General features: G+C 68.4%; 20 protein-coding genes and 2 tRNA genes. 13 read left to right on the top strand and 9 right to left on the bottom strand.

Annotation, left to right across the window (positions count from 1 at the left end; translation table 11 throughout):
* Positions 1–4: 4 nt before the first annotated feature.
* The 4 genes from QHF84_RS15975 (at position 5) to QHF84_RS15960 (ending at position 6,400) form a co-directional block, all read left to right on the top strand.
* Positions 5–679, top strand: coding sequence for an NADH-quinone oxidoreductase subunit I (locus QHF84_RS15975; RefSeq protein ID WP_281314163.1), 675 nt, complete (start codon positions 5–7; stop codon positions 677–679).
* 109 nt (positions 680–788) lie between these two features.
* A complete protein-coding gene (gene gatB, locus QHF84_RS15970) occupies positions 789–2,237 on the top strand; it encodes an Asp-tRNA(Asn)/Glu-tRNA(Gln) amidotransferase subunit GatB (RefSeq protein WP_281314162.1) in 1,449 nt (482 codons plus the stop codon).
* Complete coding sequence (locus tag QHF84_RS15965; protein ID WP_281314161.1) at positions 2,234–3,049, top strand: lysophospholipid acyltransferase family protein; 816 nt, start codon at positions 2,234–2,236, stop codon at positions 3,047–3,049. The genes gatB and QHF84_RS15965 overlap by 4 nt, the downstream gene beginning before the upstream one ends.
* Before the next feature lie 69 nt (positions 3,050–3,118).
* Positions 3,119–6,400 (top strand): GAF domain-containing protein, encoded by a 3,282-nt coding sequence (locus QHF84_RS15960; protein WP_281314160.1) that lies wholly within the window; start codon positions 3,119–3,121, stop codon positions 6,398–6,400.
* 117 nt (positions 6,401–6,517) lie between these two features.
* Here the strand turns inward: QHF84_RS15960 and QHF84_RS15955 are convergent, their stop codons facing one another.
* A complete protein-coding gene (locus QHF84_RS15955) occupies positions 6,518–6,769 on the bottom strand; it encodes a hypothetical protein (RefSeq protein WP_281314159.1) in 252 nt (83 codons plus the stop codon).
* Between the two features lie 125 nt (positions 6,770–6,894).
* On the opposite strand from QHF84_RS15955, the gene QHF84_RS15950 reads away from it, so the two are divergent.
* The 4 genes from QHF84_RS15950 (at position 6,895) to QHF84_RS15935 (ending at position 10,161) form a co-directional block, all read left to right on the top strand.
* Complete coding sequence (locus tag QHF84_RS15950) at positions 6,895–7,503, top strand: 2-hydroxychromene-2-carboxylate isomerase (RefSeq protein WP_281314158.1); 609 nt, start codon at positions 6,895–6,897, stop codon at positions 7,501–7,503.
* A gap of 62 nt (positions 7,504–7,565) precedes the next feature.
* The gene (locus QHF84_RS15945) at positions 7,566–7,904 is read left to right on the top strand and encodes a hypothetical protein (protein WP_281314157.1); all 339 of its coding nucleotides are present in this window, start codon (positions 7,566–7,568) and stop codon (positions 7,902–7,904) included.
* 101 nt (positions 7,905–8,005) lie between these two features.
* Positions 8,006–9,124 (top strand): D-alanine--D-alanine ligase family protein, encoded by a 1,119-nt coding sequence (locus QHF84_RS15940; protein ID WP_281314156.1) that lies wholly within the window; start codon positions 8,006–8,008, stop codon positions 9,122–9,124.
* A gap of 2 nt (positions 9,125–9,126) precedes the next feature.
* Positions 9,127–10,161, top strand: a complete 1,035-nt coding sequence (locus QHF84_RS15935; RefSeq protein WP_281314155.1) for a zinc-binding dehydrogenase — start codon at positions 9,127–9,129, stop codon at positions 10,159–10,161.
* Here the strand turns inward: QHF84_RS15935 and QHF84_RS15930 are convergent.
* Together QHF84_RS15930 and QHF84_RS15925 are read right to left on the bottom strand one after the other, a co-directional pair.
* Entirely contained in the window at positions 10,158–11,114 is a 957-nt protein-coding gene (locus QHF84_RS15930) for a hypothetical protein (protein WP_281314154.1), read from the bottom strand. The two genes, QHF84_RS15935 and QHF84_RS15930, sit on opposite strands and share 4 nt — an antisense overlap.
* A gap of 216 nt (positions 11,115–11,330) precedes the next feature.
* Positions 11,331–11,732 (bottom strand): hypothetical protein, encoded by a 402-nt coding sequence (locus QHF84_RS15925; RefSeq protein WP_281314153.1) that lies wholly within the window; start codon positions 11,730–11,732, stop codon positions 11,331–11,333.
* A 245-nt stretch (positions 11,733–11,977) separates the two neighbouring features.
* Here QHF84_RS15925 and QHF84_RS15920 point away from each other — a divergent pair, with 245 nt between their 5' ends.
* The 4 genes from QHF84_RS15920 (at position 11,978) to QHF84_RS15905 (ending at position 16,482) form a co-directional block, all read left to right on the top strand.
* The gene (locus QHF84_RS15920) at positions 11,978–13,609 is read left to right on the top strand and encodes a SulP family inorganic anion transporter (protein WP_281314152.1); all 1,632 of its coding nucleotides are present in this window, start codon (positions 11,978–11,980) and stop codon (positions 13,607–13,609) included.
* A gap of 273 nt (positions 13,610–13,882) precedes the next feature.
* Entirely contained in the window at positions 13,883–16,138 is a 2,256-nt protein-coding gene (locus tag QHF84_RS15915; RefSeq protein WP_281314151.1) for an ATP-binding domain-containing protein, read from the top strand.
* 121 nt (positions 16,139–16,259) lie between these two features.
* Positions 16,260–16,336: transfer RNA gene (locus QHF84_RS15910), tRNA-Met, on the top strand.
* Between the two features lie 69 nt (positions 16,337–16,405).
* Positions 16,406–16,482: transfer RNA gene (locus QHF84_RS15905), tRNA-Met, on the top strand.
* Between the two features lie 82 nt (positions 16,483–16,564).
* Here QHF84_RS15905 and QHF84_RS15900 read toward each other — a convergent pair.
* Positions 16,565–17,440, bottom strand: a complete 876-nt coding sequence (locus QHF84_RS15900; protein ID WP_281314150.1) for an LD-carboxypeptidase — start codon at positions 17,438–17,440, stop codon at positions 16,565–16,567.
* 188 nt (positions 17,441–17,628) lie between these two features.
* On the opposite strand from QHF84_RS15900, the gene QHF84_RS15895 reads away from it, so the two are divergent.
* Positions 17,629–18,099: a hypothetical protein gene (locus QHF84_RS15895; protein ID WP_281314149.1), complete on the top strand. Its 471-nt coding sequence runs from the start codon at positions 17,629–17,631 to the stop codon at positions 18,097–18,099.
* 18 nt (positions 18,100–18,117) lie between these two features.
* Here QHF84_RS15895 and QHF84_RS15890 read toward each other — a convergent pair whose 3' ends face one another.
* The 5 genes from QHF84_RS15890 to tssI are packed head-to-tail and all read right to left on the bottom strand — an operon-like array spanning position 18,118 to position 25,365.
* Complete coding sequence (locus QHF84_RS15890; RefSeq protein WP_281314148.1) at positions 18,118–18,519, bottom strand: DUF4150 domain-containing protein; 402 nt, start codon at positions 18,517–18,519, stop codon at positions 18,118–18,120.
* Between the two features lie 15 nt (positions 18,520–18,534).
* Entirely contained in the window at positions 18,535–19,185 is a 651-nt protein-coding gene (locus tag QHF84_RS15885; RefSeq protein ID WP_281314147.1) for a DUF3540 domain-containing protein, read from the bottom strand.
* The gene (locus QHF84_RS15880; protein WP_281314146.1) at positions 19,178–20,260 is read right to left on the bottom strand and encodes a pentapeptide repeat-containing protein; all 1,083 of its coding nucleotides are present in this window, start codon (positions 20,258–20,260) and stop codon (positions 19,178–19,180) included. The genes QHF84_RS15885 and QHF84_RS15880 overlap by 8 nt, the downstream gene beginning before the upstream one ends.
* Positions 20,241–22,895: a DUF2169 domain-containing protein gene (locus tag QHF84_RS15875; protein WP_281314145.1), complete on the bottom strand. Its 2,655-nt coding sequence runs from the start codon at positions 22,893–22,895 to the stop codon at positions 20,241–20,243. The genes QHF84_RS15880 and QHF84_RS15875 overlap by 20 nt, the downstream gene beginning before the upstream one ends.
* Positions 22,896–22,908: 13 nt before the next feature.
* Entirely contained in the window at positions 22,909–25,365 is a 2,457-nt protein-coding gene (gene tssI, locus QHF84_RS15870) for a type VI secretion system tip protein TssI/VgrG (RefSeq protein ID WP_281314144.1), read from the bottom strand.
* Between the last annotated feature and the right edge of the window lie 99 nt (positions 25,366–25,464).

The raw sequence follows: 25,464 nt of genomic DNA, 5'->3' as shown, positions 1-25,464 counted from the left end.
AACGATGGCGAAGCGCACTCCCTCGAACCCGTGGACCAAGCCGGCCGGCGCGCCCATCCAGGGCAAGGCCATCCCGCGGCCGCGCCGCACGGCCGAGGTCCAGTCCTACCTGCCCGAGCTCTTCCGGGGCATGGCGATCACCATGCGTCACTTCTTCAAGAACACGAAGGAGATGATGCTCGGCCAGAAGCCCGACCCGGTGCTCGAGGCCCTCAACGAGGGCGTCACGACGATCTGCTACCCCGAAGAGAAGCGCCCCTATCCGGAGCGCTTCCGCGGGCTGCATCGCCTCACGCTCCGTGACGACGGCTCGCCGCGCTGCGTGGCGTGCCTGTGCTGCTCGACCGCTTGCCCCGCGCAGTGCATCCACATCGAGGCGGGCGAGTACGCCGAGGGCGACAAGCGGCGCGGCTACGAGCGTTTCCCGAAGACGTTCGTCATCGACGAGCTGCGCTGCATCTTCTGCGGGTTCTGCGTCGAGGCTTGTCCCTGCGACGCGATCCGCATGGATACGGGCATCCACGCGACGCCGTACGACTCGCGCGAGCAGTTCATCTACAGGAAGGACCTGCTCATGGAGTTCACCGGCCGGGACGGTTCGCGCAAGTCGGCGAACCCGCGCCACGAGCCGGGCGATCCGACGCATCCCGGCCTCTCGCGTGAGCAGATGGATCACTGATCCGATTTGCTGACGGGACAGAAGCCCCCTCTTCCTCGCGGGAGAGGGGGTTTTTGCTTTCGGCGGGAAAACAGGGGCATCCGCGCCTCGGCTTGCCATAATCCGCGCGATGACTGCCTACGGTGCGTACGAGCCGGTGATCGGGCTCGAGGTGCACGCGCAGCTCCTCACGCGGACGAAGGCGTTCTGCGGCTGCGCCACGAGCTTCGGCGACCCGCCGAACACGCACACCTGTCCTGTCTGCCTCGGCCTGCCCGGCGCGCTCCCCGTCCTGAACGCCGAGGCCGTGGCCCTCGCGGTGCGCGCCGCGCTCGCCCTCGGCTGCTCCTTGCAGATGCGGAGCGTGTTTGCCCGGAAGAACTATTTTTATCCGGACCTGCCGAAGGGCTACCAGATCAGCCAGTACGACCTGCCGCTCGCGCTCTCGGGCGTGCTCGACGTCGAGGTGGAGGGAACGCCACGCCGCGTGGGGATCCGCCGGATCCACATGGAGGAGGACGCGGGCAAGAACCTGCACGGCATCGGTGACGAGTCCGTCGTCGATCTGAACCGCGCGGGCACGCCGCTCATCGAGATCGTGAGCGAGCCCGATCTGCGCTCGGGTGCAGAGGCGGCCGAGTATCTGCGGCGGCTCCGCGAGGTCCTGATGTTCACGGGCGTGAACGACGGCAACCTCGAACAGGGCAGCTTTCGCTGCGATGCGAACGTCTCGATCCGGAAGCTCGGCGAGACGCGGCTCGGCACGCGCGTCGAGCTCAAGAACATCAACTCGTTCAAGTTCGTCGCCGACGCGATCGACGTGGAGATCCGCCGGCAGGTAAACCTCGTCGAGCGAGGCGATCGCGTCCGCCAGCAGACGCGCGGATACAGCGCGGAGAAGCGCGAGAGCTACCTCCTGCGCGACAAGGAGAGCGAGTCCGACTATCGCTACTTCCCCGAGCCGGATCTGCCTCCGCTCGTGCTCGAGGAGGCCTACGTCGAGTCCATTCGCAGCGCGCTGCCGGAGCTGCCCGTCGCGAAACGCGCGCGCTGGGCCCTCGAGCTCGGGCTCACCACGTACGCGACGGGCGTGCTCGGCGGGCATCCCGCGATCGCGCGTTTCTTCGACGAGGCGCGCGCGCTTTATCCGGACGCGGTGAAGCTCGCGAACTTCGTGCAGAGCGAGGTCTTGCGTGACGTCACGACGACGGGCCTCACGGCGAGCTTCCCTGTGACGCCCGCGCAGGTGGCCGAGATCCTGCGGCTCGTCGACGCGGGCACGATCAGCGGCAAGCAGGCGAAGGAGCTTTATGCGGCCGTCGCGGGCACGGACCACGCGCCGGCGGATGTCGTGCGTGAGCGCGGCATGGCCGTGCTCGGCGACGCGTCCGCGATCGAGACCATCGCGCGTAGCGTGATGGAAGCGAACCCGAAGCAGGTCGCCTCGTATCGCGCGGGCAAGACGGCGCTCCTCGGGTTTTTCGTCGGACAGATCATGAAGCAGACGAAGGGCAGCGCGGACCCGGCCATGGTGAACGCGGTGCTCGTGCGTCTCCTCGGCGAAGGGAGCGGGGCATGAGCGGTCAATCCTTCGTGGAGAAGGGGCGATTCGTCGGGCGCACGGCCGCGTTCGTGGGCCTCACGTTCAGCATGTACGGGATGCTCGAGCTCGACACGGCGATCTCGCCCGCGTCCGAGCGCGAGTCCGTGCTCCACGCGTGGATCCGTCGGTACGGCGAGGCGCTCCTCAAATTGTATGGGGTCCAAATGATCGCCCGCGGCCCTCACGTCGAGCGCGGCGACATCTACCCGGGCCGCGGCGCCAGCGGGCGCGGGCGCGTGTTCGTCATGAACCACCGCTCCGGCCTGGACATCCCGATCTGCCTTGCCTACGTCGAGGCCACGATCCTGAGCCGCGCCGACCTCTCGGGCTGGCCCGTCATCGGCGTGGCCGCGCGGCGCGTCGGTACGCTTTTCGTGGATCGCACGAACAAGCAGAGCGGAGCCGCTGCCATCAACGCCATGACCGCCTCCATCGAGCGAGGCCGCGGCGTGCTCGTCTACCCCGAGGGCACGACGTACGAGGGCGACGAGGTGCGACCGTTCAAGCCCGGCGCCTTCCTCGCCGCGCAACGCACGGGCGCGGAGATCGTCCCGGTGGGCCTCGCGTACGAGGGCGCGGCTGCGTCGTTCGGCTCCGAGAGCTTCGCCGATCACATGGTCCGCGTGAGCGGCGCGCCGCGGACGCGCGCGGCGATCGTCGTCGGTGAGCCCATCGTCGACGTCGGCGTCGACGTGGGCGAGCTGCGTGAGCGGGCACGCGCCGAGGTCCAGTCACTCGTGTACACGGCGCGCCGGGCGCTCGACGCAGACGGAGAAGGCTCTTCCTGACAAGAGAGCAAGGGACCCGCACGCTGGCGAGCGTGCTCACCGATCGCTAGGCTGAGCGATCGGGGCACGATGGCGGGGGATGCATCGAAGACGGAGCGCGTGCGCGAGCAGGCGCAGACCGGTGTGACGCACATCAACGACGCTCGGACGCGGCGCCGCACCGCGTTCATGGAGCGCGCGGCCGACGAGCTTCTGCGCGCGTCGACGGTCGAAGAGGTGCTCGCGCGGGTCGTGTGGCTCGCGGTGCCGGACCTCGTGGATTACTGCACGCTCGATCTTCTCGAGCGCGGCGAGCTGCGGCGCGTCGCGGTCGCGCACGTGGACATGCGCGACGAGAAGCGCCTCTGGGACGTGTGTAGCCCCGACGGCGACGCCGAGGCTCACGAGCGCGCCGCGCGTGCGGCCCTCGAACGCGGCGAGCCGCAGACGCGGCGCGGATCCATGTGCATCACGCGGATCGCGCCCGACGGCAGCGCGACGCCCGCGCGGTCGCACGAGACGCGTGTGCTCCACGAAGTGGTTTATCCTTTGCGCGTCGCGAACCGCACGCATGGCGTCCTTTCGGTCGGCGTGGGCCCGTTCCGCGAGATCATGCAGGGGGAGGAGCGCGCGCTGATCGAGACGCTCGCGCGTCTCAGCGCCTCGGCCATCGACACGGCGCTCGCGCGTTCGTCGCGCGATCGTGCCTTCGAGGCGGCCGAGCGTGGGCTCTCGCAGATGAAGCGCCTCTCCGAGGTCACGGCGGCGCTCTCGCGGGCGGTCTCGCCGAACGAGGTTGCCCGACGCGTGGTGGAGGACGGCACGCGTGTGCTCGGGGCTCGTGCGTGCGTGATCGCGCGCCTGTCGCCTTGCGGCGCCGAGCTCGAGATCGTCCATGCCGCGGGGTTTCCCGAGGTGATCCCCGCGCACACCCCGCGCATCTCCATGGCCACGGAGGCGCCCGTCGCCGAGGCCGTGCGCATCAAGCAGCCGATCTGGCTGCGCTCGCGCGCCGATCTCGCGGCACGTTATCCCGGCCTCCCGCTCAGCGATCTCGTGCAGGGCAGCCATGCGTGGGCGGCGGTGCCGCTCTACGTCGACGGCCAGGTCGTCGGAAGCCTCGCGCTCTCGTTCCAGGAGCCGCGCGCCTTCGACGACAACGAGCGCTGGCTCGTCCTCTCGCTCGCCCAGCATTGCGCCGACGCCCTCGATCGCGCCTCGCTCTCCGCCGGCGCCGCCGAGGAGGCGGTCCACCTCTCGCACGAGATCTTGAAGCAGATGCCCGAGGCGATCCTCATGACCGACCTCCAGGGCACGATCCTGCGCTGGATGGGCAAGGCCACGCAGATCTTCGGCTTCACCGAGACCGAGGCCATCGGCCGCCCGGTCACGATCCTCGCGCACCCCGACACGGTCGAGCGCCTCGGTCCTCGCATCCTGCGCGGCATCCGCGATCAGGGCGCGTTCCTCGGCGAGCTCGTTTGTGTTCGAAAGGATGGCACGACGGTCCCGATCGAGACCACGGCCAAGCCCGTCTTCGACAAGGAGGGCCGCGCACGTTTCCTGGTCGGCGTTTGTCGCGACATCAGCGAGCGCAAGCGCGCCGAGGAGGAGAGGACACGTCTCATCCGCGAGCAGATCGCGCGCGCCGAGGCCGAGGAAGCGGCCCGGCGCTCCTCGTTCCTCGCCGAGGCGAGCGCGCTGCTCTCCGCCTCGCTCGACTACGAGGCCACGCTCGAAAAGATCGTGCGCCTCGTCGTGCCCACGATGGCGACGTACGCGATGCTCGACGTCGCCTCCGAGGACGGCACCACGGTCACCGTCGCCGTGGCCCACGAGGATCCGACCCTGGAGCGCGACGTCCAGGATCTCCGCGACGGAAGCACGCCCGACGGCTGGAGCGAAGGACCCGTCGCGCGCGTGCTCCGCACACGCACCTCGGAGATCTACGGCGACCTCAGCGCTTCGTCGCTCGAACGCATCATGGGTTCGTCCGAGCAGGCCTCGCGATTTGCGAAGCTCCGGGCGCGCTCGGCCATCATCGTCCCGCTCACCGTGGGCGACACGGCCTCGGCCACGCTCTCGCTCTTCCGCGTCGGCGATCGGTACTCGACGAAGGATCTTCCGTTCGCCGAGGAGCTCGCGCATCGCGCCGCGATGGCCCTGGAGAACGCGCGCCTCTACCAGAACGCGCAGGAGGCCACGCGCATGCGCGACGAGTTCCTCGGCACCGTCTCGCACGAGCTGCGCACGCCGCTCAACGCGGTCCTCGGCTGGACGCGCATGCTCCGCACCGCGTCGCTCAACGGCACCTCGCAGGAGCGCGCCCTCGCGACGATCGAGCGCAACGCCATGCTGCAAGCGCGGCTCGTCGAGGACCTGCTCGACGCCTCGCGCATCGTCATGGGCAAGCTGCGCCTCGAGCTGCGCACGCTCGATCTCGTCGGCCCGATCAACGCGGCCATCGAGGCCGTTCGTCCTGCGGCCACGGCGAAGTCGGTTCGCCTCGACAGCAGCCTGGAGCGCGGCGCTTGCCTGGTCGAAGGGGACCCGAGCCGCGTGCAGCAGATCGTCTGGAACCTCCTGACGAACGCGATCAAGTTCACCCCGCACGGCGGCCGCGTCGAGCTCACGCTCGGCCGATCGGGCCAGCACGCGCGCATCACGGTCCGCGACACGGGCGAGGGGATCCGACCGGAGTTCCTTCCGTACGTCTTCGATCGGTTCCGCCAGGGCGACAGCACCACGACGCGCAAGCACGGCGGCCTTGGTCTCGGGCTCGCGATCGTCCGACACCTCGTCGAGCTGCATGGCGGCGTCGTGCGCGCCGACAGCGCGGGCGAGGGCAAGGGCGCGATCTTCTCGGTGCTCTTGCCGCTCAGCCCGAACCCGGATCTGCTCGCGAGCCTCGACCGCCTCACGCCGCAGCCGGCGGGCCTCGAAGAGCTCCCGTCGCTCGAAGGCCTGCGCCTCTTGCTCGTCGACGACGAACAGGACAGCCGCGAGATGCTGGCCGCGATGCTCCAGCAGTGTGGCGCCGTCGTACGGTGCGTTTCCTCGGCGGCCGCGGCCTTGTCCGCGCTCGACGAGTTCCGCCCCGACGTCCTCGTCTCCGACATCGGCATGCCCGGCGAGGATGGCTACGCGCTCATCCGACAGATTCGCGCGTTGAAACCTGCGCGCTGGGGCGCCTTGCCTGCGGTCGCGCTCACCGCGTATGCGAGCGCCGAGGATCGCGTGCGTGTGCTCGCGGCGGGCTTTCAGATGCACGTCCCGAAGCCCGTGGACGCGGCCGAGCTCGCGGCGACGGTGGCGAGTTTGTCTCCACGCACCACGTCACGCGAGTCCGTGCCGCCGTCCATGGCGACGTGAGGGACGAGCCTCCGCGCGGGCGGGCGCACGTGGGCCTGCGCGGAGGCGCTTGCGTGACGATGCGAGGGGATTTGCGGGGGGAGAGGCGGGGTGGGGCGTCGGCCGGAAGGTCGCGGCTCAGAGCGCTTCGACGGACTTCAGGAGCTCGTTCACGAACTGCACGCGCGGGCGGATCAGCCTGTCGCGCGTCCCCTTCTGACGGACCTTGATCATGCCGGTCTGGACGCCGAGGTCGCCCCCGAGAAGGTCGTCGTCATCGAACGTGTAGCCGTAGTTCTCGGTCTTTTCCTTCTTGGGCTCCGCGTACGCCGCGCTCGTGAAGAGGGTCGTGCCGAGGGTCGCGAGCAGGATCATCGTCGTCTTTCGCATCGTCGTTCCTCCGTTCGCTCCTTCCGACACGGCCCCCTCGCACGGCTTTGGGCCCCGATCGCGGACGGAAGATTTTTCGGTTGAGCCTCGCGTGAAGCTCGGTCGAATCTCGCGCTCGAGCCTCTATGAAGCGCGTCGAGTTCTTCTTCGATTTCTCGAGCCCCTTCGCGTACCTCGCATCCACGCAGATCGAGGACCTCGCGGCGCGCAAGGGCGCCTCGCTCGTGTATCGGCCCTTCCTGCTCGGCGCTCTCTTCAAGGCGATCGGCACCCCCAACGTCCCGCTCTTCGCCATGCCCGAGCCAAAGCAAAGGCTCGTGCGAGCCGACCTTCATCGCTGGGCGGATCACTGGGGCGTCCCGTTTCGCTTCGCCTCGCGCTTCCCCATGAACACGGTCAAGCCGCTGCGGATGGTGCTCGCGGCGCCGGAGGACCACGTCGCCGTGCTCGTGAACGCCGTCTATCGCGCTTATTGGGCCCTCGACCGGGACATCTCCGCGGACGACGTCCTCGCCGACGTCGCGGCCTCCGTGGGGCTCGACGGCGCGGCGCTCGTCGCGTCGACAGCGGACGAGCGGATGAAGAAACGCCTCAAGGACGTTACCGAGCAGGCCGAGCGGATCGGGGTCTGCGGCGCGCCGAGCTTCCTCGTCGGCGACCTTTTGTTCTGGGGTCAGGACCGCCTGCTCTTCGTGGAGAAAGCGCTCGATGGTTGGCGTCCCAAGGAATCCTGAAAGCCGCGGCCGTCCGCTGAAAAACCGAGCCTGGATCGCGGGAATCTTGTAGGATGGCGGCCATGCGTGCGCGGCTTTTGTCATCGCTCCTGACCCTGGTCGCCGCTTCCGCGGGCCTCGTGGCCACGTCGAGCGTCGCCCGCGCAGACACGCCCGATGCGCCTTCCGCCGGCGAGCCGCGCGAGTTCGGCGTGGGGATGTACCTCGTCGCCATGGAAGACGTGACCCTGCGCGACGCCGCGCTCAGCAAAGGCGCGCGTATCCACGTCACGCGCGTCGGCCTGCAGAAGGGCCGCGTGGCCACGGTGGACGTGGAGCTCGCGGATGGGCACGTCTTGAAGCGCGTCGCGGTCGACGCGATCCGCAAGGCGTTCGTCGTCGCCGACGAGTCCAAGGAGTAGCCGAGCGAGGGCTGCGGGACGCACGCTGGATCCTGCGTGGATCACGGCGCCTCGGCCGGATGTTTCACCGGGCACGAGCACCCTGCTAGGGTGCGGGCTTCATGAGCGCCCCGCGCAAGCTCCGTGTCGCCGTGCTCTTCGGCGGTCGCTCTGCCGAGCACGAGATCTCCCTCCTTTCGGCCCGCAACGTCGTCGAGGCCCTCGATCGGGATCGCTTCGAGCCCGTCCTCATCGGCATCGACAAGGCGGGCCGGTGGCTCTTGCAGGAAGAGGCGCTCCTCCTCGGCGCCTCGCGTGATCCGCGCCTCGCGCGGCTCAACCAATCGGCGCCGGACGTCGCGCTCCTCGCGCACCCGAGCCCGGCCGGCGAGGCGGCGCTCACCGTCGGCGGCACCTCCCAGGCGATCGACGTCGTCTTTCCCGTGCTGCACGGGCCCATGGGCGAGGACGGCTCCGTGCAGGGCCTGCTCGAGCTCGCGGGCGTGCCGTATGTCGGCTCGGGCGTGCTCGGCTCGGCCGTGGGCATGGACAAGGACGTGATGAAGCGCCTGCTCGCGCAGGACGAGCTTCCCCTCGTCCCGTACGAGACCGTGCGTCGCCTCGCGTGGGAGCGTGATCCGAGCGAGGTCCTCGCGCGTTGCGAGAGGCTCGCGCTCCCGCTCTTCGTCAAACCTGCGAACCTCGGCTCGTCGGTCGGCGTGACGAAGGTGAAGACGTACGAGGCGCTCGCCGAGGCGATCAGCGTCGCGTTCGAGTACGACACGAAGATCGTCGTCGAGCAGGGCGTCGAGGGCGCGCGCGAGATCGAGTGCGCGGTCCTCGGCGACGAGGAGCCCATCGTGAGCATCCCGGGCGAGATCGTGGTCGATCACCCGGACGGGTTTTACTCGTACGCCGCCAAGTACATCGACGAGCGCGGCGTGACCACGCGCGTCCCGGCCGACCTCACCGACGCCGAGACGCGCGCGGTGCAGCTCCTCGCGCTGCGCACCTTCCGCGTCCTCGAAGCCTCCGGCCTCGCGCGGATCGACCTCTTCATGTCGAAGAGCGGCGAGGTGTACGTGAACGAGATCAACACGCTGCCCGGCTTCACCTCGATCTCGATGTACCCGAAGCTCTGGGAGGCGACCGGCATCCCGCCGCGTGAGCTCGTCGCGCGCCTCATCGACCTCGCGCTCGCGCGGGCCGAGCGCCGTCGCAAGCTCCGGACCTCGACCTGAGCATGCGCGCCGTCGTCCTTCGCGAGACCGGCGGACCTGACAAACTCGTCCCGTCCCCGAACACGCCCGACCCCGTCCCCGCGGCCGACGAGGTCCTCGTCCGCGTCCGCGCCGTGGCCGTCTGCGGCCGTGATCTCATCGATCGGCGCGGCGGCTTTCCGCTGATGAAGCTGCCGACCATCCTCGGCCACGAGTTCGCCGGCGAGGTGGAAGCCGTGGGCGAGGAGGCCGCGCGCGCCGGGTTTGCCCCGGGCGATCGCGTGGTCAACCTGCACCGGCCGAGCTGCGGCGAATGCCCGCGTTGCGTGGGCGGCGAGGAGCTGCTCTGCGAGCGCGCCTATCAGAGCTTTGGACACACCGTCGACGGCGGTTACGCCGAGCTCGTCGTCGCGCACCATCGCGCCCTCGTAAAAATCCCTGCGCCCGTCCCGTTCGAGGACGCCTCGACGCTCATGTGCACGGCGGGCGTCGCCTACCAGGCGCTCGCCGCCCGCGCGCGCCTCGCCGCGGGCGAGACCGTGGTCATCACGGGAGCGAGCGGCGGCGTCGGCACTGCGGCGATCCAGGTCGCGCGGCACCTCGGCGCCCGTGTCGTCGCCGTGACCGGCAGCCCCGCGAAGGCCGCTGCCCTCGCCGATCTCGGCGCGCACGAGGTCGTCGTGAGCCCCGACGGCAAGTTCGAGGACGACGTCAAAGCGCGCCTCGGCGGACCCGCCGACGTCGCGCTCGAGCTGACGGGAAGCGCCACCTTCGCCTCCGCCATGAAGACGCTTCGCCGCGGCGGACGCCTGGTCGTCGTCGGCAACATCGACCAGGCCAAAGTCTCCATCAAGCTCGGCGCCTTGATCCTTTGGAGTCATACGATCTCCGGATCGGCCTCCTGCACGCGTCAGGACCTCGAACACGTGCTCGATCTCGCGGCCTCGGGCGCGCTGCGCGCCGTGATCGATCGCAAACTCCCGCTCCGCTACGCGGCCGAGGCGCACTCCCTGCTCGAAGCGCGCGCCGTCTTCGGCCGCGTCGTGCTGATCCCTTAGGCCGGCTCGATCCGCACGCCGGGGGCGGAGAGCGCGGGCCTTCGCACGGTGGCAGGACCGAGCGCGCGAAAGATCTCCGCGTGCCGCGCCTCGGGCGCCCACACGAGCACGTGTCCGCCTCCGCCTGCGCCGCACGCGCGGATCACCTCCACGCCGAACCCCGCGAGCTTCTCGCCGAGCTCCGTCGCCAGCGCGCTCGCCTCGGGTGCGCGCCGCACCTTGGCCATCGCGCTCCTGCGCATCCCCGCGAGCGCGCGCGCGAGGGCTCCCTCGCGTAGCGCCGCGGCCACCTCCGTCGCGGACTCCACGAGCTCCGCCACGTTCGCGAGCGCCGCCGCCGCGTCGACCTGCCCGAGCACCTCGCCCGACACGCGCCGCACGTGCGTATCGACCAGCAAGAGCCCTGCTTCGAGCTCCGCCGCGAGCCCTTTTTCCGGCGTGATCCGCTCGATCCGCGTGCACCCCGCTTCGCCGAACGCGAGGTCGAGCATCCCCCCGCACGCCGCGAAGATCGCGTCCTGCGCGCCGCACACGATCGAGAGCCCTTCGCGCTCCATCGTCGTCGCCTCGCGCGCGACCTCCTCTTCCGCCATCACCTCACCCACGCTCCACCGCAGCGCCGACAACGTGGCCACCGCGGTCGACGCGCTCCCGCCGAGCCCCGCGCCCGGCGCGACGTCGGTGTCGATCCGGAGCTTCACGCCGTCCGTCACGCCCGTGTACGCGAGCGCTGCTTCGAGCAGTCGGAACGCGAGCTCGTTCGACGGCGGCTCGTGGCTTCGCCGCGTGGTCGTCTCGTCTGCCACGGGCACTTCGAGCCGCACCCAGCCTCGATCGAACGGCTCCACGAGCGCCCTCACGCGCAGGCCGATCGCGCTGCCCACGACGCGCCCGGGTAGGCCCTCGACGAAGGGCGGCAGGTCGCTGCCGCCTCCGGCGAACGACACGCGCATCGGTGCGCTCGCGACGGCGCGCCTTTGCGGGCTACGTGCGGAGCGTGCTTCGGGCATGGAGACGGCGCAGGTGCTCATGGGGTGCGCGCGGAGGTGCCGCCCCTCGGCGTATCACGCCGGCACGGACGTCCGCGGCGCGCGGTGCAGCACGGACCGCGCCAGGGGGCTTCGAGGACGCGTGCGCACCGGGGTGACACGGCGAGCCCTCGCGCCTCGCTAGTTCAAGACCGGCGGTGTGGACGGCTCGGCCGCCTTCGCGCGCTCTTTGGCCTCGTCGAGGATCCGATCGATCAGCCGGAGCCCTGCGAGCAGCACCTTGCCCTCCTCCTGCTCGCCGCCGTCCTGGGCAGCGGATGCGAACGCCCGGAGCGACAGCGCGTCCTTGCGGATCGTCGTGAGATCCGCCGCGCGGGCAGCCGAGGCGATCAGCTCGGCCAGATCGATCACCGTGTTCGCGTCCCCGAATTCGAATCCGGTCTTCGCGGCACGACTGAGCACGCCCGTGAGCTCCACCCGATACGTTGCGAGCACCAAGTTCCAGAGCGCGTCCCGTTGCCGGAAGGAGCGCAGAATCAGGTCGTGGAGGGGAAGCGCGTCATCCGGAAAGGAGCGTTCCATGCATGAAAACCCATAAGCCCAGTGCGCCTCGGTCTCAAGACCGCCGTGGACCCCGGGCAGACTGCGTACTTTGGAACACGGAACCGCCGCGATTCGCCCCTGGCCGTGTTCTGTGCGATCCTTCGAGTTCGGATGAATTTGATCGCGTCGCACCTCGGTGATTGCTGGGGTTTGCCGCGTGCGCTAGCCCCCTGCCAGCCCTTCGGCGGTGGGGAAAACAAGCCGAACAACGGAGCAAGGAAGCGATGGCCAACGCCAACACGAGCGGCGGCGCGGGTGTGACCCGGCCGAACCTCAGCCCGCTCGCGAACTTCAAGTACGACCTGCCCGCGGGCCTCGTCGTGTTCCTCGTGGCGCTGCCGCTGTGCCTCGGCGTCGCGCTCGCCTCGAATGCCCCGCTCTTCGCGGGCCTCACGGCGGGCGTGATCGGCGGGCTCTTGATCCCGCTCCTCAGCCGCTCGCCGCTCAGCGTGTGCGGACCGGCCGCGGGCCTCACGGCGATCGTCCTCGCGGGCATCGACAAGCTCGGCACCTTCGAGAACTTCCTCGTCGCCGTGGTCCTCGGCGGCGTTTTGCAGGTGATCCTCGGCCTCGCGCGCCTCGGCACGGCCGTCTACCTCATCCCTTCGTCCGTCATCAAAGGGATGCTCGCCGCGATTGGGCTCATCCTGATCCTCAAGCAGTTCCCGCATGCCGTCGGGTACGACCTCGATCAGGAGGGCTCCGAGCAGTTCGTGGTCTCCGACGAGGAGAACACGTTCACAATGATCCTCCACGCCTTCGGCCGTCTCGAACGCGGCGCGCTCGTGATCAGCGCGGTCTCCATGGGCATCCTCGTCCTCTGGGAGAAGACCGAGCGGCTGCGCAAGCTCTCGTGGCTCCCGGGCGCGCTCGTCGTCGTCCTCGTCGGCACCGGCCTGAACCTCCTCTTCCGCAAGGCCGACTTGCCCATCGCGCTCGAACAGACGCACCTCGTCACGCTCCCCTCGTACGACGGCGTGAGCGGCGCGCTCGGGCAGCTCCGCGTGCCGACCTTCTCCGCGCTCTCGAACCCGCAGGTCTACGTCGTCGCTCTCACGATCGGCATCGTCGCGAGCCTCGAAACGCTCCTCAGCATCGAGGCCGTGGACAAACTCGATCCGTGGAAGCGCAACACCCCGCTCGACCGTGAGCTCATCGCGCAGGGCATCGGCAACGCGGCGAGCGGCCTGCTCGGCGGTCTGCCCGTGACGAGCGTGATCGTCCGCTCGAGCGCGAACATCAACGCGGGCGGCCGGACGCGGGCCGCGACGGCCTTCCACGGCCTCTTCCTCTTGCTCGCCGTGCTCTTCATCGGCCGGCTCCTCAACATGATCCCGCTCGCGTGCCTCGCGTCGATCCTGCTCATGACCGGCTACAAGCTGGCCAAGCCCGAGCTCTTCAAGAAGATGTACAAGCTCGGCTGGGATCAGTTCATCCCGTTCGTCTTCACCATCTCCGCCATCCTCCTCACCGACCTTCTCCGCGGCATCCTCGCGGGCATCGTCGTCGGCGTCGGCTTCGTCCTGCGCAGCCACATGCGCGCGGCGTTCACGGTCGCGAAGGAGGGCAAGAAGCGCGTGATCACGTTCAAGAAGGACGTCTCCTTCCTCAACAAGGCGACGTTCATCGGCGTCCTCAAGCGCATCCCCGACGGCTCGTCGGTCATCATCGACGGCACGCGCGCCGAGTTCATCGATCAGGACATCCTCGAGGTGATCGAGGACTTCCAGATCTCCGCGGCGCTGCGCGGCGTCCACGTCGAGGTGCGTGACGTCCGCACGAAAGAGAACGCGCGAAGGCCGACGATGGCTTCGGTCTCCGAGTCGAGCGGGGCGCCCGCCGAAGCGCGCACCTGACGCGCGTCGCCACCACCTTTTTCTTCCCGTCATCGCCTCCTGCCCGGGCGGCCGAACCGGTCCGCCCGAGGGCACGACTCTCCCCCGACAAACCCTTGCGCGCCCCGGGAGGATGGGTCAAAACGCGCGGTCGCCTCGCGGCCGATGACCTTTTTCCGGAACATCCGCGAGCTCTGCCGTCCGTCCACCGGTCCTCCGGGCCGCGACGGATGGAAACGGAAAACGAGGGGCCTGGTCCCTCCCAACCCCGCTCCGCGCGCTACGTAATCCACCGTGACCGCCAAGCAGACGACCGCGCAGCCGCTTCGTCCCGAGTCGAGCTCGGGCAACCCTCAAAGCACGCCGCAGACGAATGGCGCGGACGAGCTCGCGATCGTTCGCGAGGAGCAAGCGCTGCTCGCTCGCGTCCGCGAGCACCTCGCGACGGTGAAGCCTTCGCGCCCGCCGCCCACGGAGGACTACGAGGCGCAGATGATCTCGCTGCGCGATCAGATCGCGGTGAGCCGCCTCGAAGACGTCCCCGCGCTCGTGCAGCAGATGGAGCGCATCGCGGGCGTCGCCGCGCGCCGCGCCGAGGTCGTCACCGAGCCCGTCGATCCGCGCTCGCCCTACTTCGGCCACCTTCGCCTCCGCGAGCGCGGCAAGCAGGACCGCGACGTCCTCATCGGCCGCACGACGCACGTCGACGCCAAGGCCGGCGTGCGCATCGTCGACTGGCGCCACGCGCCCGTGAGCCAGCTTTATTACCGCTACGAAGAAGGCGCGGAGTACGAAGAGACCTTCGGCGACCGCGAGGTCGAGGGCAAGGTCCTCGTCCGGCGCACCGTCACCATCGAGGAAGGCGAGCTCTATCGCATCGCCGCGCCGCAGGGTGTCTTCGTGCGGGTCGAGAGCGGCTATCGCCGGCTCGACAGCCGCGCCGTCGTGCTCGCGGGTGGGCAGGGCAAGGCCGTTCGCCCCGAGGACATGCGCGGCTCGCTCGGCACCGGCGCGAGCTTCGCGGCGAAGGAGGATCGGCACCTGCCCGAGATCGCCGCGCTCCTCGACCCGCGCCAGTTCGAGCTCATCTCGCGGCCCGACGCGGGCATCGTGGTCATCCAGGGCGGCGCGGGCAGCGGCAAGACGACCATCGGCGTCCACCGCATGGCCTTCCTCGCGTTCAACAACCGCGTTCGTTTCTCCGGCGACAAGATGCTCGTCATCGTCGGAAGCCCCGCGCTCCGGGCGTACATCAGCGAGGTCCTGCCTGCGCTCGGCATCGGCCAGGTTCAGGTCGAGACCTTCGCCGAGTGGGCCCGCGCCGTGCGGATCCGCGCCTACCCGTGGCTCGACGTCCCGGTCGAAGAGAACACCCCGAGCGCGGTCACGCGGTACAAGACGCACCCGGCGCTCCTGCGCCTGCTCGAGGAGCGCGCGAGGGCGTACGCGCAAGATCCTACGACCCGAAAGGATTCGCGCGGCATCCTCTGGTTCTGGGCCGACCTGCTCACGGACAAGGACAGCATCGAGAAGGCGTTCCTCGACGCGAACGACCCCGAGTTCGGCATCGACAAGGCCCGCCAGGCGTGGCGCTGGTGCGCCGAGCGTTGCCCCGCGGTCCTCGATCGTGATCCCGGTGATCGCGCCGAGCGCAAAGCGGCGCTCGCCGACGAACCCGTGGACGACGATCCCGAAGAGGAGCGCCTCGGCGCCGACGACAAACCCATCGAAGAGGACGAGCGCGCGCTGCTCGATCCCGAGGACGACGCGCTCCTCTTGCGCGCCTACCAGCTCATCAAGGGCGACCTCAAGAAGGGCAAACAGCCCTACGTCGTCGAGCACCTCTTCGTCGACGAGGCGCAGGACCTCGCGCCCGTGGATCTCGCGGTCCTGCTCGGCGTCGTCTCCAAGCAGAAGTCCGTGACGCTCGCGGGTGACACCGCGCAGCGCCTCTTCATGGACTCGGGCTTCCGCGACTGGAGCCGCGTCCTCGACGACCTCGGCCTCTCCTCGGTCAACATCGAGCCGCTGCGCATCGCGTATCGCTCGACGCGTGAAGTCCTCGCGGTCGCGCGTGACATCCTCGGTCCGCTCGCCGATCCCACGCCGCCCGTCGCGCCGCGCACGGGCGCGCCGGTCGAGCATCATCACTTCCCGAGCCAGGGCGCGGCGGTCGCGTTCCTCGCGGACTCGATCCGCCCGCTCTTCACGCGTGAGCCGCGCGCCACGCTGGCGATCCTCGCGCGTCATCCCGAGCAGGCGGACGCGTATTACGAGGCGCTCAAGATGGCGGAGATCCCGAGCCTCCGCCGCGTGCGCTCGTTCGACTTCCTCTTCCGACCGGGCGTGGACGTCACCGAGATCCGGCAGGTGAAGGGCCTCGAGTACGACTATGTCGTGCTCGTCGACGTGAACGAATCCACCTACGCGGCGGACGACGAGTCGCGGCACCTCCTGCACATCGGGGCGACGCGCGCCGCGCATCAGCTCTGGGTGGTCTCGACGGCCAAGCCGAGCGCGCTCGTGCCGGCGTGGCTCCTGAATGCCTGAGAAACCCCGGAAAAACGGCCTCCCCGCGAGAAGCGTGATCGAACGATCACGAGGGGCTTGACTCCTGCACGGACAGGAGTAGGTTCCGACCCGTCGTCGCCGCTTCGTTTGGCGAACAGGACGCGCGGTGGAGCAGCCTGGTAGCTCGTCGGGCTCATAACCCGAAGGTCGTAGGTTCAAATCCTACCCGCGCAACCAGCGGAGCGTGGGGCCAGCCGTAGGCGCTGTCCTCCACGCTCGGTTGTTTTTGTAGGGGAAACACACTGACGCGCGGTGGAGCAGCCTGGTAGCTCGTCGGGCTCATAACCCGAAGGTCGTAGGTTCAAATCCTGCCCGCGCAACCAAGTCCGTAGACCGGAAAGCAAGGGGTCGACTCGAAATGGGTCGGCCCCTTTGCTTTTGCGCGCTCGGATGTCCCGGAGGCCTTCAGGCCGCGCGCGCTTGCGCGAGCCCGCCGGCCCCGAGCGACCCTTCTTCGCCGATGCAAAACGCCAGATTGCGTTTGTCGTGGCCGAGGGTCAGCCGCGACCATACGGGCAGCCCGAGCGGCGCGAGCGCCTCGCGCAGCACGTCCGTGAGCTCGTAACCTGCGCCCTCCGGCGGGTCGCATTTCACGAAATCGCCGAGCGCGATCCCCACCGCCCCGTCGAGCGCCCCGCTCAGGCGGAGCTGCGTGATCAGCCGATCGACCCGGTAGGGCACCTCGGTCACCTCTTCCAGCACCACGATCGCGCCCCGCGCATCGAGCGCCCACGGCGTGCCTGAAAGGCTCGCGAGCACGCACAGGTTTCCCCCGACGACCCGCCCGCGCACCTCTTCCTTCGGCCCCACGAAATGCTCCGCGGCAATGGGCGCAACCTCCTCGCCGGCCAGCATTGCCTGGATTCGCGCGCGTGTCGCGTCGTCCACCTTCGTCGCGATCGTCTCCAGCATCGGCCCGTGCACGAGTTTGCCCCCGCGTGACTTCACGAGCGCCGCGAAGAGCGCCGTCGCGTCCGAGCAGCCGATCACCGGCCTCCCGTCGAGCCCCTCGCTCGGCAGGTTCGGCAGGCAATGCATGCACCCGTAACCGCCTCGCGCGAGCCACACCGCGTCGATCCCTTCGGCGGTCAGCGCCCACCGCAGATCCTGCGTCCGCACCTCGGCCGTGCCTGCGGTGAAATGGTGCCGTTTTTCCAGATTCGGCGCGAGGACGACCTCGTAGCCCCAGCTCTCGACGAGCTTCACGCCGGCGGCGACGCCGGCGAGCTGCGGGATACCTGCGGGGGCGACGACGGCGATGGTCGCGTGGGGTTTCAGCACGAGCGCATCATGCGACGGCGTGATTCTTCAGCCAAGAAAAATGCTAAATCGATCGACACGCGAATTTCTTTCTGCCGCGCCGCATAATGTGCGGCCATGCGCTCGATCCGGAAGCGGGCTCCTTCATCGCGCGAGCGACGATACACGTGGCTAGCGGCGGCGCCCATGGTCCTGATACACTCTCGCCCGTGGACCTTCCCACTCCGCCGAACCCTGGCAAGACGACGCAGCTCGTCCTCGGCGCTGTTTTCACCGGCCTCGGCGCGCTCCTCTTGCTCGCCGGCCTCGCGCAGCTCCTCTTTTTCTGGAACGGGACGCCGCGCGGGCTCACGATCGAGCCCATCGTCCTGCCCATGGGGCTCATCCTCGCGCTCGTCGGCGCGCGCTTCCTCATCCGCGAGATGGGCGCCCGCTGGCTCGCCAAGAACGGCCTCGATGCCCAGGCCGAGGTCCTCCGCGTCGATCACACGGGCGAGGTCGTCGATCGCCAGCAGGTCGTCTGCAAAGTGGGCCTGCGCGTGCACCTGCCCGGCCAGCCGCCGTACGACGTCTCCATCAAATGGCTGATGGGCCCGTACGACGGCCTGCGCCTCATTCCGGGCAAATACGTGAACGTGAAGGTGAGCCCGAAGGATCGGATGCACGTCGCGCCCGCCTGAGCGCGGGCGCCGCCTTTTTCAGGGCCCGAGGCTCAGCACCGTCGGCTGGCTCGGCACGATACGCATGCCGGGGCAATTCGTGCTGTTCTGGATCGACATGCTGGTCATCTTCGTGACGGGCATTCCGCCGACGAGCACGGTGAACGAACCGGTCACGTGACGCACCGGCCCCATCACCATTCCGGATGCCACGCCCGTCGCGATGCCGGGGTTATCGCCGACGCTCAACGTGATCGGCGTCGCCATGTTGTGCGTCGGTGTGCACATCGTGAGCACGTTCCACACCGGCGGACATCCCATCGGCCCGAATCCCATGTTCGGATACGGAATCGGCACCGGGGCGGGCGCGGGCGGCACGGGCGTGAGGCACACGTCCGGAAAGCCCATGTTCATGCCCATCATCTGCGTATTGACGAACATCGGCCGTCGCTCCTTTCAGCCGAGGTGCACCTGATCGGCGTTCACCTTCACGAGGTCCGTCGCCGTCACGAGCGTGTTTTCGCCCCGGAGATGCGCGTTGCCCTGCGCCGCCCAGTCGATGTGCTGCGCGCGCACCTGATCGATCTCCTCCACCGTGCGATACGAGCGTTTCACCCGCTGGCTGAATCGATCGAGCGCCGCGTCGAACGTCGACGCCAGCATCTTCACTTTTCCGAACTCCGCCTTCACCGCGGCGCCCACCACGTCGATCCACTCCGCCGACAAACGCGCCCGCAGCGCCTTCACGGTCACCTCGGAGCCCGTCACGTTCACGGGCGCCGCGGCCGTCACGTCGACGCCCTCCTGCGCCGCGATTTCGACCTTTCCGCTCGGCGTGCGCAGCTCGAGATCACCCTCCACGGCGATCGTCGTCTTTTGCGAATCTTTTCGCTCCAGCACGGCGAGCACGAACGAATCGCCTTCTTCCTCCGTCGCCACGAGGACGCGGTCTCCGAGGGCCGGCGCGACGAGACAACTCGCGGCGCGTTTCGCATTCACCTCGGCGAGCGCCGTCCGCACGCAAAACCCGTCCGGACGTGCTTCCACGACCTCGCCGAACTCCTGCCACACGGTCTTCGCCGCGAGCTTCCGCGCCGCGTTATGCATCGCCGTCTCCTTTCCAGATCCGCTGGTGCTTGTCCCGCCAAAGTTCTGCTTCCACGAGGTCCGCCTCGTCGCCGAGCGCGCCGGCCCGGCCGAGCGGATACCTGGCGCCCCCGTCCTTCACCCGGTGGAGCTTCGTCCGGTACATCTTCGCGCCCGAGAAATCGGCCCCCTCGATCGACGCGTGCGAAAAATCCGCATACGTGAGGTCGCAATGCTTGAAGCTCGCGCCCGGGGCCTTCGCCTCGTGCCAGATCGACATCTCCAGGATCGCATCGTCGAATGGCACGGCCGGCGCGATCACCTTCGGAAAGAGCGCCTCTTTCAGGTTCGCGCCGCGCGCATCCACCCCTTCGAGCCGCGCCTCGAAAAAGATCGCATTTTTCGCGTCGGCCCGCGTGAGCTTCGCGCCCGTCAGGTTCGCGCCCTTGAAATTGACCTGCGTGATCTTCGCCTTCTCGAAATTGCACCCTTCGAGGTTCGCGTCGTTGAGCTGCGTCAGGTGAAGGTCCACCCCCGCGAACGAATGCCCCGCGAGCTTCGCCTCCGTGAGCACCGTCATTTCGAGCTTCGCGCCGGCGAGCTTCACGCCCACGAGGTCCGCGCGGAAAAGAGCCGTCCTTTTCAGGTTCGCCCCCGCGAGGTTCGCGCCCTTGAAGCTCGATTCGAGCAGCGACGCCCGTTCGAGGTTCGCCCCTGCGAGGGACGCCTCGTCGAAGCAGCCTTTCGAGAAATTCGCGAGCAAGAGCGACGCCGACGCGAGCTCGGCCGCCGTGAAATCACACCCGTTCGAGGTCACGTTCACGAGTTCGGCGCCGCCGAGCTTCGCCATGACGAACCGCGTGGTCATCACGGTCGCGTGCTTGAAGCTCGCCCCTTCGAGCACCGCGTTCGCGAAATCGCATTGCGTGAACGTGGCCTCGCGCAGGTTCGCGCCTGCGAGGTTCGCGCCGCGGAACGACGTATTCGCGAAGACCGCGCCGCGCAGGTCCGCGCCCGCGAGGTCCTTGCCGCCGAGGTCCGCGCCGTCGAAAAGCTCGCCGCTCCGGACGAGGTTCTCAAGCGTTGCCTTGTCCATCGTCCCCTCGGCTCTGCAGATATCGGAAATGCTTCAAATTCGCGCCCTTGAAGCTCGTCTTCGTATCCCCCACCATCCGCGCCCCGTCGGCCCGGAACAGGTTCGCCTCCTCGAAATTCGCGCCCGCCACCATCGCCCGCGCCAGCATCGCCGACAAGAGATCGGCCCCGCGCAGATCCGCATTCGTGAGGTTCGCTCGCTCGAAGCGCGACTCCGCCGCGCGCACGCCCATGAGCTTGGCGCCCGTGAGGTCCGTCTCCGAGAAATCGGCCGTGTGCAGGGTCGCGGCCACGAACGTGCTCCCGGCGAGCCGCGCCCCGCGCAGGTTCGCCCGGGTCATGTCGGCGTCGCGGAAATCCGCATTCGTGAACCGCGTGCCCTTCTCGACCCGCACGACGCGCAGGTTCTGGAGGCTCGCGCGCCGGAAGATCGCGCCGTCGCCCTCCACGTCGAGGAACACCGATTGATCGAGCTTCGCGACCGTGAAGTTCGCCTTCGTACAATCGACGTCCAGGAAATTGCATTTCTCCAGCACCGAGCCGGAGAGGTCCGCCCCTGCGAGCGAGACCTTGGAGAACATGAGCTCCTCGGCCTTGCAGCCTTTGAGCTTCGTCCCTTCGAGCTTCGCCTCCGTGAAATCGGTCCCGTCGAGCGTCGTGTTTTCGAGGTTCGCCCGCGTGAGGTTCGCCCGGAAAAACTGCACGCGCTTGATGTTCGTGTTCCCCGCGAGATCGGCCTCCGTGAGGTCCGCGCATCCGAGGTTCGCTTCTTCGAGTCGCGCCCCACGGAAGACCGCGCCTTTCGCCCGCGCGTGCGCGAGGACGGCGCGGTAGAGGTTCGCCTCGTCGAAACGACACCCCTCCACGTTCGCCGACTCGAAGAACGATTCCGACAGATCCGCCTTGCGGAAATCGATCCCCGAGAGGTCCACGCCCGAAAAATCGCGCCCCGCGAGGCTCTCGCCATTGCGCAGCGCTTGCTCCACCTCGGCCCGGACCTTCCGCCCGTCCTCCTCGTCGAGCGGCGGCATCGCTTCGGCCCGGTGCACCGACAAGCGATAGGCTTCTTTCGTCTTCTGTTCGGCTAAGACGAGCTTCTCCTCGATCGAGGGATCATTCAGCTTCTGATACACCTCGTCCGGCATCGGCACGCCCGTCGCCTCGCTGAGCGTCGCGAGCCCGCGGAGCGTCTCGAGCTCCTTTTGCGCGCTGAACTTGGGCGGACCGAGCGAGCGCCGCTTCTGCCGCGCGAGGACCTCGTCCGGATCGAGCTTCGCGTCCTTGCACGATTGCCGAAACTGCTCCATCGCCTGCTGCTTGAGCGCCTCGCCCTCTTTTTTGGCGACCTCGACCTTCTCGTCGACGGACTCCATGAAGGCGAGGACGTCGCCTTTCGGCATTTCCTCCCGCGGCGGGAGCTTTTCGGGGAGCCTCGACCCCGGATCGAGGCCTGCGGCGCGGATCTGCTCGCGGGCGCGCTGCAATTCGAGCTCCGCGCGCCGCCGCATGTTTTCTTCGAAGGAGCCCTCGCGTTCGAGCAGGACCTTCGTATCGTCGTTTCCGCTCGGCTTGAGCACGCCGACGCCCTCGGGCAGCAGATCGCCGTCCTTGAGCGCGTGAAGCGCCCCGCGCTCCTTGTCGAGGCGGCGCCTTCGCACCTCCTCGTAATGGGACCGCGGCTTCGCCTCACCGAGCCGTTCGAGGCCCACCATGACCTCGTTCACTTCGAGCTCATCATCCGTCGCGACCGGGAAGATGCCGCGGTAGATCAATGCGACGCGCTCGACGTGCGGGAAGATCCACACCGTGTCGCAATGCATCGACACCTCGACGCGCTCCTCCGTGCTGCGCGTGCCGATGAACGCGCGCGGCAAGAAGCCCGGGAGGGCCGCTTCGATCTTGGGTTTGTCCGGGTGCATGTTCTCCACGACGAACGCCTCGTCGCCGCGGAAATACCCGGGCATCCACTGGTCCTCGGGGGCCACGTTGAAGAAGAGCGGATCGAAATCGTCGGGCAGCTCCGGATATCGTGTCTTCAGCCATTTCTGGCCGTACGTGCCGACACGCTTCGAGCGCGGCTCCCACGTGAGGTCGAGCGGTCCAAAGCCCGCGGGAGGCGGCTCGTCGCCGGGCGATTTGACGAGCCGATTCGGCCATTCCACGTTGGGCAAGGGGTGCACCTTCTTGCCGTCGATCGTGGCCGCCCGCTTGCCCTTGCCCACGGGGTTTCGTGTATCGCCCTCGCCGCCGAACGCATTCTCCCAGCGAATGCGCATCTTCGTGTACGGCACCGGCTCGGACGGGCCCGTCGCACCCCAGGTCCGGTCACCGACGACGTAGAGCTTTTTATCGATGCGGCCGAGCGCGAGCCGCACCTGCCGCGCCACGGCGGGCGCGGCGCCCGCGGCGAAGCCCTCGCAAAGCACCTCGCCGCGCACCTTGGGCAATCCCTGGTCGAAGACGCCCGTGCCCTCGTCCGTGAACGTCGTGACGACGTTTCCGTCGTTGACGAGCAGCCCCGCGCCCTGGCCGCCGAATTGCAGCATGAAGGTCACGGACAGGCAGCCGCGGCCAGGCAATCCGATCGCCTGCACGCGAACGGACGGGATCAATCCTGCGGGTTTGATCGTACGCACGTGAGTATCGCGCTCAGTTGATGAGCTGGATCGCGGCGCGCGACATGAACGCCGCGCCCGTGAACACGAGCGTCGGGGTCTGGACCATGAAGACGCCGGCCGACATGAACGCGAAGCCCGCGGTCGCCTCGGAGACCTTCATCGGCGTCGCGCGGAGATCGATCACGCTGGAGAACTCGGCCTTGATGCCCGTGGCGAACGTGAAATCGGCCGAGCATTTCACGTCGATGAACACGCCGACCTTCAGGTTGAACTCGGCCGCGAGCGTGAAGTTCGCGTTCGCCTGCGCGTTGAACGTGATCCCGGTGCCGTACGTGACCTCGCGCTTGTCGCTGCCGACGACTTTGAAGCTCGTGCCGAGGATGTTCGTCGTCTTGTCGCCGCTGACGGTGCCGGTGTATTTGCCCTCGGTCGTGACGTTGATGTTGCCTTTGGCGTAGATGTCGACGTCGCCGTCCGAGCTCTTGAACGTCGCTTTGCCCTTGCTCGTGTACGACTGCGTGCCCTCCGGCGCCTTCAGCTCGATGTTCTGGTTCGTCGACGCCTTGAAATTGCCGCCGGTCACCGACACGTTGAAATCGGTGTTCCCGGGCGCGGCGAGCCCCGTGCCGGCGCCGACGTTGAACGAGACGCCCCCGTCCACCGCGACGCCGATGCCCCCCTTGACGCCGACCTTCTGCCCGCCGTCTTTGACGAGGAAATCCTGTCCCTTCGCGATCGTCGTCACCTGCCGATCGTTGTAATTCTCGGTGACGAGCTTCGTGACCGTCTCGGTCTTCAGGTCCTCGTACGTCTCGGTGACGGAGCCTTTGACCTTTTCGGTCTTGTTGCCGACGGGTCCGCCGTCGTGATAGCCGACCTCGATGTTCCAGTCGCCGCCCGCGTCGAGCAGGGTCGCGGCGTCGGTGTGGATGATCATCGTGTGGCCTTCATTGGGCGAGCCCATGCGCACGTACGAGTTCGTGTGCGGCGTCGACATCGTGATGCGCTGCTGTCCCGACTTGTCCTCGAGTTCGAGTCGGTTCCGCCCGCCCGTCTGAATGACGTTTTTCGTGTGATTGCCGCTCGTGACCGGGCTCGGCGTGTGCGCGTTCGGCACGACGCCCGAGATGACGGGGCGATCCGGGTCGCCGCCGAGGAAGCTGAAGACGACCTCGGTGTTCTTGCGGAGCGGGAAGTGAAAACCCTCCACGCCGCCGCCGTGCGGCTGCATCATGCGCACGAACGTGCTCGCCTTGCCGTCCTTCAGGTTCGTCTCGTCGAACTTGAACTTGACCGAATACCGGCCCTGATCGTCGATCTGCGCGTACTCGCTGTCGGCCGGCCCGTCCACGGTGCCATTCTCGTAGCCGTAGATCCGCGGCCATTGCGTGCGCGACTCCGGCCGGAACTGCGTGCCCTCCGGGATCGCCTCGATCTCGACGAAATACACCTCGTCGTGCTCCAGATCGAGCAGCCGCTGGAACGCCGACGCGCCCGCGGCCTGGTTGCCGTGGTGGCGCACCTCGACCGCGAGGTAGCGGGCATTGAGCGCCGCGCGCGGGTGCTCCTCGATCTCGAAGACGTGCCCGGCGCGCAGGTGCGAGCGCGTGCCGCGCGCCTGAAACACGACCTCGCGCGCGAGCATCTCCTCGGCCCGGAGCTTCGCCAGTCGTTCACCCGCGGCGGCCGAGAAGAAACGCTCGCCGTAGAGGCTGACCTCGCCGGCGCCGTTCGACGAGACCTGCGCCGAGCCGGCGATCGTGAGGTTTGGCCGGGCATAATCGTAATCCTTGAGCTTGACCATCGACGGCAGCGTGCGGTGGCGGCTCGTGAATGCGCGGAACGAGGCCCCGGCGCTCCGATCCTGCCCGGTCTGCGGGAAATACCGCACGGGTTTGCCGAGGATGTCCTCCTCGTACGAGGCGCCGTCGCTGATGACGAGCTTCTCGCCGTCCTCGCCGTGGATGAAGTAATAAAAAATGCCCTCGCGCTCCATCCAGCGCGAGATGAAATCGAGGTCGCTCTCCCGGTACTGGCAGATGTGCTCCTCCGTGTCGTACGATCCGAGGCGGAGCTCGTAATCGTCGCCGGAGAGCCCGTTTTCCTCGAGGATCGACTCGATCACCTCGGGCAGCTTTTTCTTCGTGAAGATGCGGCTGTGCTTGGAGAGGCCGAGCAGCCATAGCCGCGGGACGAGCACCGCGCGGACGAGCGATCGGCCCTCGACCGCGTGCAAGAGCTCCACGCTCGCGAGGATCCCGGCGAACACGAACGGCGGGAGCGTGTCGTCCGCCCGGTCGATCACGAGCTGCGCCTTCGCGCCGATCGCGTCGCCGAGATCCAGCCCGTCGCCCTCTTCCCCTTCGAGCGACAAAAAGATCTCGAACTCGTACGTTCGGGAGATCGCCTCGACGCCGCGGAATGCGATCACGCGCGTCGTGTCCGGCAGCACGCTCGACGAGATGTTGATGAGGTCGGTCAAAGCCATGGCCCACGCTCTCCCGGGGATCCCCCCCAAAGTTCTCGAAGCGCCGTCGAGACTACCATTGCCCTCCCGCGCCGGGAAGCGCGGCGCGCTTTGGGATCA

Origin of the sequence: Polyangium sp. y55x31, from assembly GCF_029946505.1 — a bacterium.
GTDB lineage: Bacteria > Myxococcota_A > Polyangia > Polyangiales > Polyangiaceae > Polyangium.
This window is presented reverse-complemented; position numbering and strand designations above follow the sequence as displayed.

What these genes read in the sequence shown, in the direction of transcription:
- QHF84_RS15950 (WP_281314158.1), top strand. Translation starts at nt 6,895, where the DNA reads ATGAAGCGCGTCGAGTTCTTCTTCGATTTCTCGAGCCCCTTCGCGTAC.
- gatB (WP_281314162.1), top strand. Translation starts at nt 789, where the DNA reads ATGACTGCCTACGGTGCGTACGAGCCGGTGATCGGGCTCGAGGTGCAC.
- QHF84_RS15940 (WP_281314156.1), top strand. Translation starts at nt 8,006, where the DNA reads ATGAGCGCCCCGCGCAAGCTCCGTGTCGCCGTGCTCTTCGGCGGTCGC.
- QHF84_RS15880 (WP_281314146.1), bottom strand. Translation starts at nt 20,260, where the DNA reads ATGGACAAGGCAACGCTTGAGAACCTCGTCCGGAGCGGCGAGCTTTTC.
- tssI (WP_281314144.1), bottom strand. Translation starts at nt 25,365, where the DNA reads ATGGCTTTGACCGACCTCATCAACATCTCGTCGAGCGTGCTGCCGGAC.
- QHF84_RS15885 (WP_281314147.1), bottom strand. Translation starts at nt 19,185, where the DNA reads ATGCATAACGCGGCGCGGAAGCTCGCGGCGAAGACCGTGTGGCAGGAG.
- QHF84_RS15975 (WP_281314163.1), top strand. Translation starts at nt 5, where the DNA reads ATGGCGAAGCGCACTCCCTCGAACCCGTGGACCAAGCCGGCCGGCGCG.
- QHF84_RS15935 (WP_281314155.1), top strand. Translation starts at nt 9,127, where the DNA reads ATGCGCGCCGTCGTCCTTCGCGAGACCGGCGGACCTGACAAACTCGTC.
- QHF84_RS15945 (WP_281314157.1), top strand. Translation starts at nt 7,566, where the DNA reads ATGCGTGCGCGGCTTTTGTCATCGCTCCTGACCCTGGTCGCCGCTTCC.
- QHF84_RS15960 (WP_281314160.1), top strand. Translation starts at nt 3,119, where the DNA reads ATGGCGGGGGATGCATCGAAGACGGAGCGCGTGCGCGAGCAGGCGCAG.
- QHF84_RS15930 (WP_281314154.1), bottom strand. Translation starts at nt 11,114, where the DNA reads ATGCGCGTGTCGTTCGCCGGAGGCGGCAGCGACCTGCCGCCCTTCGTC.
- QHF84_RS15965 (WP_281314161.1), top strand. Translation starts at nt 2,234, where the DNA reads ATGAGCGGTCAATCCTTCGTGGAGAAGGGGCGATTCGTCGGGCGCACG.
- QHF84_RS15925 (WP_281314153.1), bottom strand. Translation starts at nt 11,732, where the DNA reads ATGGAACGCTCCTTTCCGGATGACGCGCTTCCCCTCCACGACCTGATT.
- QHF84_RS15890 (WP_281314148.1), bottom strand. Translation starts at nt 18,519, where the DNA reads ATGTTCGTCAATACGCAGATGATGGGCATGAACATGGGCTTTCCGGAC.
- QHF84_RS15920 (WP_281314152.1), top strand. Translation starts at nt 11,978, where the DNA reads ATGGCCAACGCCAACACGAGCGGCGGCGCGGGTGTGACCCGGCCGAAC.
- QHF84_RS15955 (WP_281314159.1), bottom strand. Translation starts at nt 6,769, where the DNA reads ATGCGAAAGACGACGATGATCCTGCTCGCGACCCTCGGCACGACCCTC.